Source organism: Ruegeria sp. CL7, from assembly GCF_056536445.1.
In genome coordinates this window covers 501,524-515,619 of sequence record NZ_JBQFPQ010000001.1, presented here as the reverse complement: position 1 = coordinate 515,619, position 14,096 = coordinate 501,524, and the positions used below count along the sequence as shown (strand labels likewise).

At 59.1% G+C, this 14,096-nt stretch carries 12 protein-coding genes; 6 read left to right on the top strand and 6 right to left on the bottom strand.

Annotated elements, in window-relative coordinates; genetic code table 11:
• Positions 1–8 precede the first annotated feature (8 nt).
• The 4 genes from glmU to ACR0LI_RS02510 are packed head-to-tail and all read left to right on the top strand — an operon-like array spanning position 9 to position 4,426.
• Positions 9–1,361, top strand: coding sequence for a bifunctional UDP-N-acetylglucosamine diphosphorylase/glucosamine-1-phosphate N-acetyltransferase GlmU (glmU, locus tag ACR0LI_RS02525; RefSeq protein ID WP_480490594.1), 1,353 nt, complete (start codon positions 9–11; stop codon positions 1,359–1,361).
• Positions 1,362–1,364: 3 nt separating this feature from the next.
• The gene (glmS, locus tag ACR0LI_RS02520; RefSeq protein WP_171722947.1) at positions 1,365–3,188 is read left to right on the top strand and encodes a glutamine--fructose-6-phosphate transaminase (isomerizing); all 1,824 of its coding nucleotides are present in this window, start codon (positions 1,365–1,367) and stop codon (positions 3,186–3,188) included.
• Positions 3,189–3,191: 3 nt separating this feature from the next.
• On the top strand, positions 3,192–3,734 hold the full coding sequence (locus ACR0LI_RS02515; protein WP_171631107.1) for a pyridoxamine 5'-phosphate oxidase family protein: 543 nt from the start codon (positions 3,192–3,194) through the stop codon (positions 3,732–3,734).
• 5 nt (positions 3,735–3,739) lie between these two features.
• The gene (locus tag ACR0LI_RS02510) at positions 3,740–4,426 is read left to right on the top strand and encodes a DNA alkylation repair protein (RefSeq protein WP_171631105.1); all 687 of its coding nucleotides are present in this window, start codon (positions 3,740–3,742) and stop codon (positions 4,424–4,426) included.
• Here the strand turns inward: ACR0LI_RS02510 and ACR0LI_RS02505 are convergent.
• Positions 4,414–4,845 carry a hypothetical protein gene (locus ACR0LI_RS02505; protein ID WP_171631103.1) on the bottom strand — a complete coding sequence of 144 codons (432 nt, stop codon included), beginning with the start codon at positions 4,843–4,845 and terminating at the stop codon, positions 4,414–4,416. The two genes, ACR0LI_RS02510 and ACR0LI_RS02505, sit on opposite strands and share 13 nt — an antisense overlap.
• 91 nt (positions 4,846–4,936) lie before the next feature.
• Between ACR0LI_RS02505 and moaA the strand changes: the two genes are divergently transcribed.
• Positions 4,937–5,944 carry a GTP 3',8-cyclase MoaA gene (gene moaA, locus ACR0LI_RS02500; protein ID WP_171631101.1) on the top strand — a complete coding sequence of 336 codons (1,008 nt, stop codon included), beginning with the start codon at positions 4,937–4,939 and terminating at the stop codon, positions 5,942–5,944.
• A gap of 1 nt (position 5,945) precedes the next feature.
• Positions 5,946–7,244 carry a 3-deoxy-D-manno-octulosonic acid transferase gene (locus ACR0LI_RS02495; protein WP_480490600.1) on the top strand — a complete coding sequence of 433 codons (1,299 nt, stop codon included), beginning with the start codon at positions 5,946–5,948 and terminating at the stop codon, positions 7,242–7,244.
• 71 nt (positions 7,245–7,315) lie between these two features.
• Here the strand turns inward: ACR0LI_RS02495 and ACR0LI_RS02490 are convergent, their stop codons facing one another.
• Genes ACR0LI_RS02490 through ACR0LI_RS02470 form a run of 5 tightly spaced genes read right to left on the bottom strand, consistent with a single transcriptional unit; the run spans position 7,316 to position 13,884 of the window.
• Positions 7,316–8,479, bottom strand: a complete 1,164-nt coding sequence (locus ACR0LI_RS02490; protein ID WP_480717959.1) for a M20 aminoacylase family protein — start codon at positions 8,477–8,479, stop codon at positions 7,316–7,318.
• 22 nt (positions 8,480–8,501) lie between these two features.
• Complete coding sequence (locus tag ACR0LI_RS02485; protein ID WP_480717958.1) at positions 8,502–9,665, bottom strand: M20 aminoacylase family protein; 1,164 nt, start codon at positions 9,663–9,665, stop codon at positions 8,502–8,504.
• 16 nt (positions 9,666–9,681) lie between these two features.
• A complete protein-coding gene (locus tag ACR0LI_RS02480; protein ID WP_480490603.1) occupies positions 9,682–10,848 on the bottom strand; it encodes a M20 aminoacylase family protein in 1,167 nt (388 codons plus the stop codon).
• A 40-nt stretch (positions 10,849–10,888) separates the two neighbouring features.
• Entirely contained in the window at positions 10,889–12,058 is a 1,170-nt protein-coding gene (gene argE / locus ACR0LI_RS02475) for an acetylornithine deacetylase (protein WP_480490604.1), read from the bottom strand.
• A 5-nt stretch (positions 12,059–12,063) separates the two neighbouring features.
• A complete protein-coding gene (locus tag ACR0LI_RS02470) occupies positions 12,064–13,884 on the bottom strand; it encodes a dipeptide ABC transporter ATP-binding protein (RefSeq protein ID WP_171631087.1) in 1,821 nt (606 codons plus the stop codon).
• Between the last annotated feature and the right edge of the window lie 212 nt (positions 13,885–14,096).

Here is a 14,096-nt window from a genome sequence, read left to right as displayed (position 1 = left end):
ACGAATTCATGACCACTGCCCTTGTCATCCTTGCCGCCGGAAAAGGCACCAGGATGAATTCGGACCTTCCCAAAGTTCTGCATCCCATCGCTCAGGTTCCGATGCTGATCCATGCGATGCGCGCCGGATCTGTCCTGTCGCCCGAACATACCGTGATCGTCACCGGCCACGGGTCCGAAGCTGTGGCAAAGGTTGCACGGGCCGAGGATGAAGGGGCGCAGATCGCCGTGCAGGAAGACCAGTTGGGTACGGCCCATGCGGTCGCCCAGGCCCGAAGCGCATTGAGCGGGTTCGAAGGTGATGTGGTTGTTCTTTACGGCGACACCCCGTTCCTGCAGCCCGACACGCTGGAGAGGATGATCGAGGCACGGTCCGGGAATGACCTTGTTATTCTTGGCTTTGAAGCAGCCGATCCTGCCCGTTATGGCCGGCTGGTCATGAATGGCGACGTGCTGGAACGCATTGTCGAATTCAAGGATGCGTCGGATGAAGAACGATCCATAACATTTTGCAACTCAGGGCTTTTGGCCTGCAATGCGCAGCTGCTGTTTTCGCTGATCGACGAGGTCGGAAACGACAACGCTTCGGGCGAATACTATTTGACCGACGTGGTTGAAATTGCGCGCCGCCGTGGGCTGAACGTGACCGCAGTCGCGTGCGACGAGGCGCAGACGCTGGGCGTGAACTCTCGCGCTGATCTGGCGGCCGCCGATGCCGTATTTCAGGCGCGCGCCCGTGCCGAGCTGCTTGACCTGGGTGTCACCTTGATGGCGCCTGACACGGTGTATCTGGCCGCGGATACGGTGGTCGGGCGCGATACGGTGATCGAGCCAAATGTGGTGTTCGGACCGGGCGTCACGGTCGAAAGCGGCGCAACGATCCGCGCCTTTTCGCATCTTGAGGGCTGCCATGTCAGCCGGGGCGCTGTCGTCGGCCCCTACGCGCGCCTGCGCCCTGGTGCCGAACTGGCCGAAAACACGCGGGTCGGCAATTTTGTCGAGATCAAGAATGCCGAAATCGCCGAAGGCGCGAAGGTCAATCACCTCAGCTATATCGGGGACGCTTCGGTTGGCGCTGCGACCAACATCGGCGCAGGCACGATCACCTGCAACTATGACGGCGTGATGAAGCACAAGACCACGATTGGGGAGAATGTCTTTGTCGGCTCGAACACCATGCTGGTGGCGCCGGTCACAGTGGGCGACGGCGCGATGACCGCGACGGGCACTGTCGTGACCAGGGATGTGGACCCTGATGCGCTGGCTGTTGCGCGGGCCAAGCAGGAAAACAAGCCCGGATATGCACGTAAATTGTTTGATATGTTGAAGGCGAAAAAGGCTCGCCGCGATAAAAAGGCCTGAGATATGTGTGGAATAGTAGGTGTTTTGGGGCAGCACGAGGCCGCCCCTATTCTGGTAGAAGCCCTGAAACGGCTTGAATATCGCGGCTATGACAGCGCCGGGATTGCAACCGTCAACGACGGCGCATTGGGCCGGCGGCGCGCGGTTGGCAAGCTGGTCAACCTCAGCGATCTTCTGGTGCATGATCCCCTTCCCGGAAAATCCGGCATCGGCCATACCCGCTGGGCCACGCATGGCGCCCCGTCGGTCAACAATGCACATCCGCACAAGGCGGGCCCGGTGGCCGTCGTTCATAACGGCATCGTCGAAAACTATCGCGACCTGAGGGCCGAACTGGCCGAACATGGTGTTGATTTCCAAACCGAAACCGACACGGAAACGGTCGCCCTCATGACGGAACACCACCTGAACTCGGGCCTGTCCCCGGTTGAGGCCGCGTTCAAGACGATCGACCAGTTGGAAGGCGCCTTTGCGCTGGCCTTTCTGTTCGACGGAGAGGACGACCTGATCGTGGCGGCCCGCAAGGGATCACCGCTGGCCATCGGACATGGGGATGGTGAGATGTATGTGGGCTCTGACGCCATCGCCCTGGCGCCTCTGACCAACCAGATCACATATCTGGAAGAAGGCGACCGCGCGGTTCTGACGCGAACGTCGCTTGAAATCCGCAACGAAGCCGGTGAGCTGGCCAACCGGGAAAAGCGCAAGATCAAGCTGGATCATACGCGCGCGGACAAGGGCGAGCACAAGCATTTCATGGCCAAGGAAATCGCTGAACAGCCCATCGTTGTGGCAGAGGCGATCCGGTCCTACCTGCCCACGGGTGGTGACCGCGTGGCACTGCCCGATGCCGATCTGGATTTCAGCAAGCTGGACCGTCTGACCATGGTGGCCTGCGGCACCGCGTTTTACGCCTGCCTGACCGCGAAATACTGGTTCGAACAACTGGCCAAGATGCCGGTCGAGGTCGATATCGCCAGCGAGTTCCGCTATCGCGAGCCTCCTATCACGGATCGAACACTGGCGCTTTTCGTCAGCCAGTCGGGCGAAACCGCCGACACGCTGGCCGCGTTGCGGTACTGTGAGGGCAAGGCAGACAAGATCGTTTCGGTCGTCAATGTCCCCGAAAGCTCGATTGCAAGGGAAAGCGATATCGCCTTGCCGATCCATGCCGGTGTCGAAATCGGCGTGGCTTCGACCAAAGCCTTCACCTGTCAGCTGAGCGTGCTGCTGATGCTGGCGCTCAAGGCCGCAGCAGACCGGGGCACGATGACGGGTGAGGACATCGCCGATCATGCCGCCGCTCTGCGCGGGTTGCCGACCGTGCTGAACGCCGCTCTCGATCAGAATCGGGCAATCCGCAAAGCCGCCCAACGCCTGTCCGAGGCGCGCGACGTCCTGTTTCTGGGCCGTGGCCTGATGTATCCGCTGGCAATGGAAGGAGCGCTGAAGCTCAAGGAAATCAGCTATATCCACGCCGAAGGTTATGCGTCAGGAGAGTTGAAACACGGCCCCATCGCCCTGATCGACAAGCATATGCCCGTGGTTGTCATGGCACCCCGTGACACCGTGTTCGACAAGACCGTGTCGAACATGCAGGAAGTGATGGCGCGCAAGGGCAAGGTGATCCTGGTCTCTGATGATGACGGCATTGACGAGGCCGGCGACGGAGTCTGGAGCACCATCCGCATGCCGCATGTTCACACCAGTCTTGCACCGATCCTGTATTCGGTTCCCGCGCAATTGCTGGCCTATCACACGGCGGTTGCCAAGGGCACCGATGTGGATCAGCCGCGCAATCTGGCCAAGTCGGTCACGGTGGAGTGAATTATGGCCAAGCAGTTCCCGCAGCTTGAGGAAGCGCATCAAAAGTTCATCGAAGATCAGCATATGTTCTTCGTCGGCACCGCCGGGGCCGAAGGTCGTGTCAATATTTCCCCCAAGGGAATGGATTCGCTGCGGATATTGGGGCCGAACCGCATCGTCTGGATGAACCTGACCGGCAGTGGCAATGAAACGGCGGGGCATCTTTTGCAGGTCAACAGGATGACGCTGATGTGGTGTTCCTTCACCACGCGCCCGATGATCCTGCGCACCTATGGCACGGCACGTTGCCTGCATGTCGGGGATGATGGATGGGACGACTTTGCCGGCCTGTTCCCAAATCACCGAAGCGCACGGCAGATCTATGACCAGACGATCGACATGGTGCAGACCTCTTGCGGCTATGCCGTGCCTTTCATGGAATTCCAATCCGACCGCGATACGATGCAGAAATGGGTGGATGGAAAATCAGACGAGGACATCCGCTCGTATTGGGTGGAAAGGAACAGCCATACGATTGATGGAAAGCCAACCGGCGTACCGATGTGAGCCCGATGCTGAGTGGATATCTAGATCAGATCAAAGCGCATGGTGACCCCGAGCGGGCGACCCAGATGGCCAGCTACCACAAGGCGGATCGCATATATCTGGGCGTCGCGAACCCGGTTCTCAACGACCTGACCAAGGCGTGGCGGAAAGAATTGGACGTACCGGCGCGGGTCGCATTGGCGGACGGGCTATGGCAAAGCAACATCCACGAAGGGCGGCTTGCTGCATCCAAGCTTTTGACTCAGGCACGCATCCGACCGGATGGGGCGGTTTGGAATTTGCTTCAAAGCTGGCTGCCGGATTTCGATGCCTGGGCCGTTGCGGACCATGCGTGCATGGCGATGCAAAAACGGCTTTCAGCAGATCCCGAACGGTTGGACGAGGTTGAACTGTGGACCCGGTCCGATCACATGTGGACCCGGCGCGCGGCCTTGGTCGCAACCCTGCCCTGGACCAAACAGAACCACCCCAAGCCTGACGATCTGCACCGCCGTGACCGCATCCTTGGCTGGGCTGCGGGATATGTTTCGGACCGCAACTGGTTCATCCAGAAATCCATAGCCTGGTGGCTGCGCGAACTGTCCAAACATGACCCAGAACGCGTGATCGCCTTTCTGAACCAGAACGGTGATGCCATGAAGCCGTTTGCCCGCCGTGAAGCAGGCAAATACCTGAAAAATCAGTCCACATAGACCTCAAGCTCGACAAGTTCGTCGAAGGGCACCAACAGGGCCCTCATGGCGTCCAGTGACAAGCGGCTGCCGCTGCTGTCCGGACCGGGAACCGGGACCAACGTAATATAGGCCTGCGCCCCGGTTCGTGGCACGACGACACGTGCCGTAACTTCGCTGTCCACCAGCGGTGTCTGCATCCAACGCCCCGGAGTGGTCGGATCCCCAAGCCCGGCGATGGTGGTTTTCGCCCCAACCCAGTTCGGGCGCGCGGAAACCGGTTCGGGCTGCAACACCTCTTCGGCAACTGCGGTGCCGGCTTCCGTGTCAGGCACCGTTTGGGCGGGCGCGTCGCCCCCGCCGAACACTCGGTCAGTCGTTGACTGCACGGCATCGCATCCGGCCGTCATTACGCATGTCAAAACAAGTATTTTCTTCATGCCGGAAACCTACAACCCTGCGCCCAGCTGTTCCAGCGCAAAGCACAGTTCGCCCTTGTCGCGAGCATGTTCCAGCTTTACCTATAATGGCATGACAGCTCCGCTAATCGACCCGTTTGCCCGCGCCATCACGTATCTCCGCGTCTCCGTCACGGACCGCTGCGACTTCCGCTGCGTGTATTGCATGTCCGAGAACATGACCTTTCTGCCCAAGAAAGACCTGCTGACTTTGGAGGAACTGGACCGGATGTGTTCGACCTTCGTCAGAATGGGGGTCGAAAAGCTGCGCATTACGGGTGGTGAGCCTTTGGTGCGTCGCAACATCATGACGTTCTTCAATTCGATGACACGTCATCTGGACAGCGGTGCATTGAAGGAGCTGACGCTGACAACCAACGGTTCGCAACTGCACCGATTTTCCGATGATCTGTATGCGGCCGGTGTGCGTCGGGTGAATGTCTCGCTGGACACTCTGGATGATGACAAGTTCGCCAAGGTGACGCGCTGGGGTCGCCTGAAACAGGTTTTAAACGGAATCGACGCCGCGCAAAAAGCTGGCCTGCGGATCAAGATAAACGCCGTTGCCCTGAAAGGGTTCAACGAGCCCGAACTTCCCAAAATCACGGAATGGTGCGCCCAGCGGGATATGGATCTGACCTGGATCGAAGTCATGCCCATGGGTGATATTGGCAACGAAGACCGCCTGGATCAATACTGGTCGCTCAAGGACGTCCGGAAAGAATACGAAAACCACTATTCGGTCACCGATCTGGCCGAACGCAGCGGTGGCCCGGCCCGTTACGTGCGGCTCGAGGAAACCGGCCAGAAAATTGGCTTCATAACGCCGCTGTCGCACAATTTCTGTGAAAGCTGCAACAGGGTTCGCCTGACTTGCACGGGCGAGCTTTACATGTGCCTGGGTCAGGAAGACATGGCCGACCTGCGCGGCGCCCTGCGCGATCATCCCGATACCGAACAGCCACTTGAAGACGCAATCCGATCTGCGATCAATCTCAAACCCAAAGGGCATGACTTCGACTATTCCCGCCAAGCCGTCGATGGCCGGATGAGCCGTCACATGAGCCATACAGGCGGCTGATATGCCGGATCATGACGGCCGCCCCACGGCGTTGTACCATGTGTACTGCGCCCTAACGTCTCTGGCCGCGCCTCTGATATGGCGGGTCGTTCGGAACAAGCTGCGTGCAGCAAACGTACCTGATAAGCGGCAACAAGAACGCCTTGGCCATGCCAGCCTGCCCAGACCAAATGGGCGTTTGATCTGGTTCCACGCCGCCAGCGTCGGTGAAAGCCTTTCGGTCCTCAGCCTGATCAGACGGCTGGCAGACCGCCTGCCCGAGGCCGAGTTTCTGATCACCTCCGGCACCCCGACTTCAGCGGCACTGATCGGAAAACGCCTGCCGCCCCGTACACGGCATCAATTCCCGCCGCTTGACACGGCAGGCCCGGTCCGGCGCTTTCTGAACCATTGGCAACCAGAGGGCGGAGTTTTTGTCGAGAGTGAGATATGGCCGCGGTTGATCGTCGAAAGCGCCAGACACGGCGTTCCGCTGGCCCTTCTGAATGCACGACTGTCGGACAAGTCCGTTGCCGGTTGGAAAAAACGCCCCAGAACAGCGCGGTTCGTTTTGAACAAGTTCAACCTGTTCCTGACGCAAAACGACAAAACCGCAGCCAACCTGACAGCCATGGGTGCCCCTGCCGGCCGCGTCCGGCCCGGCACCAATCTCAAGGCCATGTCAGACCCTCTTCCCATAGACCACGGCACGCTGGATGACATCGGTTCTCAGGTTTCTGGCAGACCTGTGTGGATCGCCAGTTCAACCCATGCCGGTGAAGAGGAAATCGTTCTGGCCGCGCATCAATCACTTCTGGAACGCTGGCCCGATCTGCTGCTGCTGCTGATCCCCCGCCACCCAGAGCGCCGTTGCGATATCGCAAAACTACTGGACGCCTCCGATCTTAGCGCCGCGTTCCGATCAGATAGTTCCCCGATCGAAACCGAAACCCAGGTATATGTCGCCGATACATTGGGCGAGACCGGCACATGGTACGCTCTGTCTCCCATCGTGTTCCTGGGCGGTTCCCTGAAAAACATCGGCGGCCACAACCCTTTCGAACCCGCCCAGGCCGGAGCCGCCGTGATAACCGGCCCCGGATACTTCAATTTTGCTGAAACTTTCGCGCCGATGATCAAAGCCGGTGGCGCCATCGAGGTTCGAACCGAAACAGATCTCTCTGCGGCGGTCGACCTTTGGCTTTCAGACGATCAAGCCCTGACCCGGGCCCGCAGCGCCGCCCAATCCTGCGTCCAGACGCAAAGCAACGCACTGGACTCCGTCGTGGAAACGCTTTGCTGTTCGCTCAACCTGACGTGATCAGGCGGGATCCCTCTTCATCTGGCCAAAAATATCCCGGGGGTGTGGGGGCAGAGCCCCCACCCGCCCCATCAGGCCGCCGGCATCCGCTGCTCGACGATCTCTGCCCACCAGCTGCACCCGGCGGGAATCGCCTCATCGTTGAAGTTGTATTCCGGGTGGTGAACCATGGCCGTATCGCCGTTACCCACGAGAATATAGGCGCCAGGGCGCTCCTCCAGCATAAAGGCAAAATCCTCGCCGCCCATGACCAAAGGCGCATCGTCGCAATCGCCGGATACCGACCGGGCAACAGCTGCGGCAAACTCAGTCTGCTCTTCACTGTTCACCATCACCGGATACCCACGGATGTAGGTCACATCGGCGGTGCCTCCGAACGTTGCCGCCATACCATTGCAGATCTCATTGATCCGCTTTTCGGCCAGATCCCGCATATCCTTGCTCATGGTGCGCACGGTACCCTTGATCTGAACAGTCTGCGGGATCACGTTGAACGCTTTCGACGAGGTCTCGAACGACGTCACCGACACCACGACCTGATCGATCGGATCGGCATTGCGCGAGGAAATCGTCTGAAGCGCCAACACCGCCTGCGCGGCCAGTACCGTGGTATCTACTGTTTCATGCGGCTTGGCAGCATGACCGCCGCGCCCTTCAAAAGTGATGTCGAACTGATCGGTTGCGGCAAAGAAAGAACCGGGGCGGATGGCGAACTTGCCCACAGGTTGACCCGGCCAATTGTGCATGCCGTAGACTTCCTGAATATTCCAGCGGTCCATCATGCCATCTTCACACATTTCACGACCACCGCCGCCGCCCTCTTCGGCAGGCTGGAAGATCACAACAACCGTGCCATCGAAATTGCGGGTTTCAGACAGGTACTTCGCCGCACCAAGCAGCATCGCCGTGTGGCCATCGTGGCCGCAGGCATGCATTGCGCCCGGCGTTTTCGAGGCATAGTCCAACCCCGTCGCCTCATGGATCGGCAGCGCATCCATATCTGCGCGCAGGCCGATCACCTTTCCCTTGCTGTCCGACTTGCCTTTGATCACCCCCACGACACCGGTACGTCCGATACCGGTCACCACCTCATCGCAGCCGAACTCCTTCAGCTTCTCGGCCACCTTCGCGCTGGTGCGGTGGGTCTCAAACAGGATCTCTGGATTTTCGTGCAGATCCCTTCTCCATTCCGTGATTTCATTCTGCAATTCGGCAAAGCGGTTTTTGACTGGCATGTCTATTCTCTCCTAATTCAGTTCAAGCCGCCGGCAATCGGCGCTCGACCATTTCTGCGAACCACGAACATCCGATCGGGATGATCTCGTCGTTGAAATCGTATTCAGGGTGGTGCAACCCGGCGCTGTCACCGTTGCCCAGAACAATGAAAGCTCCGGGCCGTTCCTCCAGCATGAACGAGAAATCCTCGCCCCCCATCACCATCGGCGCCTCGATGCAGCTGCCCCCGACCGAGACTGCGGCCTCTGCCGCATATCCGGTTTGAGTTTCGGCATTGATCGTCACCGGAACGCCGCGCGAGTAATTGACGTTCACGGAACCACCGAATGTTGCTGCAATCCCTTCGGCGACCTCTTTGAGGCGCTGTTCGATCAGATCTCGCATCTGGTTGGAATGGGTTCGGACCGTGCCGCGTATCTGCGCCGATTGCGGGATCACGTTGAACGCTTTCGATGACGTCTCGACAGACGTCACCGAAAGCACGGCTTGCAGGATCGGATCGGCATTGCGCGACACGATCGTCTGCAATGCCACGATCAGTTGTGACAGCATCACCGTCGTATCGACCGTTTCATGGGGTTTTGCAGCGTGACCGCCGCGCCCTTCAAGATGGATATCAAACTCGTCCGCTGCGGCCAGCAAAGGGCCCGAACGGATCGCGAACTGCCCGGTCGGCAGGCCCGGTACGTTGTGCATCGCATAGACTTCCTGAATGCCGAACCGGTCCATCAGACCGTCCTTGCACATGGCCTCGGCGCCATTCCCGCCCTCTTCGGCAGGCTGAAAGATCACGATTGCAGTGCCATCGAAATTGCGCGTCTCAGACAGGTACTTTGCCGCCCCCAAAACCATGGCGGTATGCCCGTCATGCCCGCAGGCATGCATCGCGCCTGATGTCTTCGAGGCATAGTCCAGCCCGGTCTGTTCCTGCATCGGCAGCGCATCCATGTCGGCGCGCAGGCCAATCACCCGGCCCTGCGTGTCGCTCTTTCCCCGAATGACCCCGACCACGCCGGTGCGACCGATGCCTGTAACGACCTCATCACAGCCGAATTCCTTCAGCTTTTCCGCCACCAGCGCGCTGGTGCGATGCGTGTCGTACAGAATTTCCGGATGTTGGTGAATGTCACGCCGCCAGCCTGTGATCTCTTCGTGCATCTCTGCAAGGCGGTTTTTGATCGGCATGTCACTCTCCCTCAAATTATGCCACGGGCAATCGTCGTTCCACGATCTCGGCAAACCAACTGCAACCGGCGGGAATCGCATTGTCGTCAAAATTGTATTCCGGGTGATGGCACATGGCCGTGTCCCCGTTCCCGATAAAGATGTAAGCTCCGGGCCGTTCTTCAAGCATGTAGGCGAAATCTTCCGACGGCATGATCGGATCAGTGCTGTCATTGACCTTGCCCGCCACGGCCTCGGCCGCCTCGGCAGCGTATGCCGTCTCAGCCTCGGAATTCACAGTCACAGGATAGCCGGGCGACCAGACGACATCTGCCTTTGCGCCGAAGGCCGAGGCCGTATCCTCGGCGATCCTGCGAACGCGCTCTTCTGCAATGGCGCGGTATTCGGGGTCGAGCGTCCGGACGGTCCCCTGCAAGCGGACGGTATGCGCGATCACGTTTGACGCGACACTGTCCGTTTCAAACGTACCCACGGTCAGCACCACGCGTTTGATCGGATCCACGGTGCGCGCCACGACGGATTGCAACGACACGACGATATGCGAGGCCACCAGCGTGGTGTCTACCGCGTCATGCGGTGCAGCCGCGTGTCCGCCCTTGCCGGTGATCGTGATTTCGAATTCATCAGATGAAGCCAGCAATGCGCCGGGTCGGATCGCGAATTCGCCCACCGGCAACCCCGGCATATTGTGCATGCCATAGACCTCATCAATGCCCCAGCGGTCCATCAGGCCGTCCTGACACATGGCCAGACCGCCTGCGCCACCTTCTTCGGCGGGCTGAAAAATCAGAACAACGGTGCCATCGAAGTTTCGGGTTTCAGCCAGGTACTGGGCGGCCCCAAGCAGCATCGAGGTATGCCCGTCATGCCCGCAGGCGTGCATCTTGCCCGATACAGTCGAGGCATAGTCCAACCCCGTCGCTTCTTCGATCGGCAATGCATCCATGTCAGCGCGCAATCCGATCACGCGCCCGGTCGTATCCTGCCGTCCCCGGATCACAGCCACGACACCCGTCCGGCCAATTCCCGGCGTGATCTCATCCACACCAAATTTCTTGAGACGCTCGACAACGAAAGCAGCCGTTTCATGCACGTCATACATCAGTTCAGGATGTGCGTGCAGGTGGCGGCGCCACTTGGTAATATCACCATGCATCTCTGCAAGTCTGTTTTTGACTGGCATCTCAAGACCCTCCCCTGAACCACTGAGGCCACGTTGAATGTTACGCCGCGCTCAGCCTTTCAACCAATCGTTGCATGAACCCATGCCCAGCTTCGAATTGCGCGATCGATATGAACTCGTTCGGCTGATGAGCCTGCGCGATATCGCCGGGGCCGCAAATCACGGCTGAATACCCGGCCGCCTGAAACTGCCCTGCCTCGGTCCCATAGCTGACGACGTGACTTGCGTTGTCCCCGGTCAGGGCGCGCACCAAAGCTTCGGCTTCTCCGTCCTGTTCGGGCACCAGCCCCGGGATCGCGAAATGTTCAGACAGTTCGATGCGCGTATCGGGGTGAACGGCCTGCATCCGAGCTTCGACCTGGCGGACCTGTTCGATATAGGCATCGCGCCATTCAGCCTGCGTTTCGTCCGGCACCGTGCGGAAATCCATCATGAAAGTGCAGTCTTTGGCGGTGATGTTATGGGCTGTCCCGCCTTCAATCATGCCGACATGACAGGTTGTCCACGGCGGGTCAAATACGGCTGCGATTTCGCTCGGCTCAGCAGCCATGCTTTCGGCATTTCGGTGATTTGCCCAATCAATCAAAGGCGCCGCCGCCATGATCGCGTTCACGCCAGTGTGCATGATCGAGCTGTGCACTTCGAACCCGACGATATGTGTATCTATGCCGAACCCGCCCTTATGCCCCGTCACCGCCTGCATCATCGACGGCTCACCCACTATCACTGCCGATCCCTTGGGCAGAACCTGTTGCATTGCTTCAATCATCGGCGGCGCACCGGTGCATCCGACCTCTTCGTCAAAGCTGAGCGCCAGCTGAAGCGGCCGGCTGATATTGGCATAGTGTGCTTCGACCAGAGCCCAGATGGCCAGGGCGTCAAACCCCTTCATGTCGCAGGTGCCGCGACCGAAGTACTTGCCGTCTTTCTCGGTCACCGTGAAAGGATCAGTGTCCCACGGCTGACCGTCCACCGGCACGACATCCGTGTGACCGGACAGAACCACCGCACCTTCTTCCAATGGACCAACATGCGCAAAGATCGCGGCCTTGTGCGGTTGGTCCGGATCTGGCCAGCGGTGGCTTTCGATTCCGTGGCCTTGCAAGTAGTCCTGAACCCAATCCACCAGCGGCAGATTGGAATCACGGCTTACGGTCGGAAATGAGATCAGCAGTGTCATGATCTCAAGCGGAGTCAGGCGTTTCGCCATTTGGGTCAATACCCGCTGTCCGTGGTCAGAATGAAGTGCCCTGCCTCAACCTCTTGATATTGCGAAGGTTCCGGCGTGTAGTTGGTGGGATGAATAGGAGAAGGGATCGGTTTGAAATTCAGATCCTTTTCCGATTTCCGCTTGTTCGGGTCTGCGATCGGAACCGCCTTCATCAGCGCCTGCGTATAGGGATGTTGCGGGTTCTCGAACACCCGCGCCCGGGGCCCGAGTTCGACAATGCGCCCCAGATACATGACCCCGACATAATGGCTGACGCGTTCGACAACGGCCATGTCGTGGCTGATGAACAGGTATGACAGGCCCAGCTCGGACTGCAATTCCATCATCAGGTTCAGAACCTGCGCCTGCACCGACACGTCAAGGGCCGAGACCGCCTCATCCGCAATGATCAGCTTGGGGTTCAGGGCCAAAGCGCGGGCAATTGCAATCCGCTGACGCTGACCGCCCGACATTTCATGCGGGAAGCGACGCATGAAGCTGCGCGGCAATTGCACCTTGTCGAACAATTGTGCCACGCGATCCTGAAGTTCGGATCCCGATGCCACACCATAATTGCGCATCGGCTCGGCCACTTGGTCGACCAGCTGCATCTGCGGGTTCAGCGACGCGAACGGGTCCTGGAAAATCATCTGCATGTCCAGCCGCGCCTTGCGCAAACCAGATGGATCAAGCTTCATGATATCGACACCGTCCAGATCAATCTCGCCCGCCAAAGGCTCAACCAGCCGCAGGATCGAGCGCCCAGCCGAAGACTTGCCGCACCCGGATTCCCCTACAAGACTGAGCGTCTGACCCTTGTTCAGAGTGAACGAGACATCCTCGACCGCATGAACGTTCGAAATCGTGCGCCGCAAAAGCCCGCCTTTGACCGGGAACCGTGTTGTCAGGTTCTTGACGGTCAGCAGAACCTCTTCCGTACCCGGAATTGGTGCAATTTTCTGCCCTTCGACCCCCAGTAGCTTCATCGGCTCGGGCGCAGATTTACCCTGCATCTCGCCCAGTTTCGGCACCGCGGCCAGAAGCGCCTTGGTATAGTCGTGCTGCGGGTTTTCAAAGATTTCCTTGACCGTGCCTTCTTCGACCTTGTTGCCGCGGAACATCACCACCACGCGGTCAGCCATCTGGGCAACCACGGCCATGTCGTGGGTGATGAACATCACCGCAGTTCCGGTTTCCCGCTTGAGGCGGTCCATCAAGGCCAGAATCTCGGCCTGAATGGTCACATCCAGCGCCGTGGTGGGTTCGTCGGCGATCAACAGGCGCGGCTCACAGGCCATCGCCATCGCAATGACAACACGTTGGCGCATCCCGCCCGACAACTCGTGAGGGTATTGTTTCAGACGGCGCTCGGGCTCTGGGATACGGACCTGACGCAGCAGTTCCAGCGCCCGTTGCTCGGCCTGCGCCTTCGTCATGTCCTTGTGGATGCGCAGACCTTCGGTTAACTGCCGGCCCACGGTGAAAACGGGGTTTAGCGCGGTCATCGGCTCTTGAAAGATCATCCCGATCTCGTTGCCGCGAATCTGTTTCATCAGATCCTGATCGGCCTTGGCCAGGTTCATTTTTTCGCCATCGCGGCGATCAAACAGCAGTTCGCCGCCCGCGATTTCGCCGCCACCAAACTCGACCAGACGCATCAAAGACAAAGATGAAACCGACTTCCCCGAGCCCGATTCGCCAACGATACAAACGGTTTCGCCTGGTTTGACCTCGAACGAGACGTCCTCAACACCAACAACGGGACCGTCCTTTGTCTGAAACTCCACCCGCAGTTTTTTGATTTGAGCAATAGGCTGATCCAGCACGTGCGCGCTCCCTTGACGAGGTAATTCTTGTTCTGAGTGCCGAACGCTACGGCGGGCCACCGGGAAAAGTCAAACCCATTACACATTTTCGCGACGGCACCACTTGCATTTTTCTCAAGTTCTGTTTCGATACCCAACGTAACCGCCTTGGGGAAGCAGCGCCGACGGAATCCGTTAGCGCTATTATCGTGAATGATCAAAATCTTACCCCG

Excerpts from the sequence above, each read along its gene's own strand:
- glmU (WP_480490594.1), top strand. The coding sequence starts at position 9 with ATGACCACTGCCCTTGTCATCCTTGCCGCCGGAAAAGGCACCAGGATG.
- glmS (WP_171722947.1), top strand. The coding sequence starts at position 1,365 with ATGTGTGGAATAGTAGGTGTTTTGGGGCAGCACGAGGCCGCCCCTATT.
- ACR0LI_RS02515 (WP_171631107.1), top strand. The coding sequence starts at position 3,192 with ATGGCCAAGCAGTTCCCGCAGCTTGAGGAAGCGCATCAAAAGTTCATC.
- ACR0LI_RS02510 (WP_171631105.1), top strand. The coding sequence starts at position 3,740 with ATGCTGAGTGGATATCTAGATCAGATCAAAGCGCATGGTGACCCCGAG.
- ACR0LI_RS02505 (WP_171631103.1), bottom strand. The coding sequence starts at position 4,845 with ATGAAGAAAATACTTGTTTTGACATGCGTAATGACGGCCGGATGCGAT.
- moaA (WP_171631101.1), top strand. The coding sequence starts at position 4,937 with ATGACAGCTCCGCTAATCGACCCGTTTGCCCGCGCCATCACGTATCTC.
- ACR0LI_RS02495 (WP_480490600.1), top strand. The coding sequence starts at position 5,946 with ATGCCGGATCATGACGGCCGCCCCACGGCGTTGTACCATGTGTACTGC.
- ACR0LI_RS02490 (WP_480717959.1), bottom strand. The coding sequence starts at position 8,479 with ATGCCAGTCAAAAACCGCTTTGCCGAATTGCAGAATGAAATCACGGAA.
- ACR0LI_RS02485 (WP_480717958.1), bottom strand. The coding sequence starts at position 9,665 with ATGCCGATCAAAAACCGCCTTGCAGAGATGCACGAAGAGATCACAGGC.
- ACR0LI_RS02480 (WP_480490603.1), bottom strand. The coding sequence starts at position 10,848 with ATGCCAGTCAAAAACAGACTTGCAGAGATGCATGGTGATATTACCAAG.
- argE (WP_480490604.1), bottom strand. The coding sequence starts at position 12,058 with ATGGCGAAACGCCTGACTCCGCTTGAGATCATGACACTGCTGATCTCA.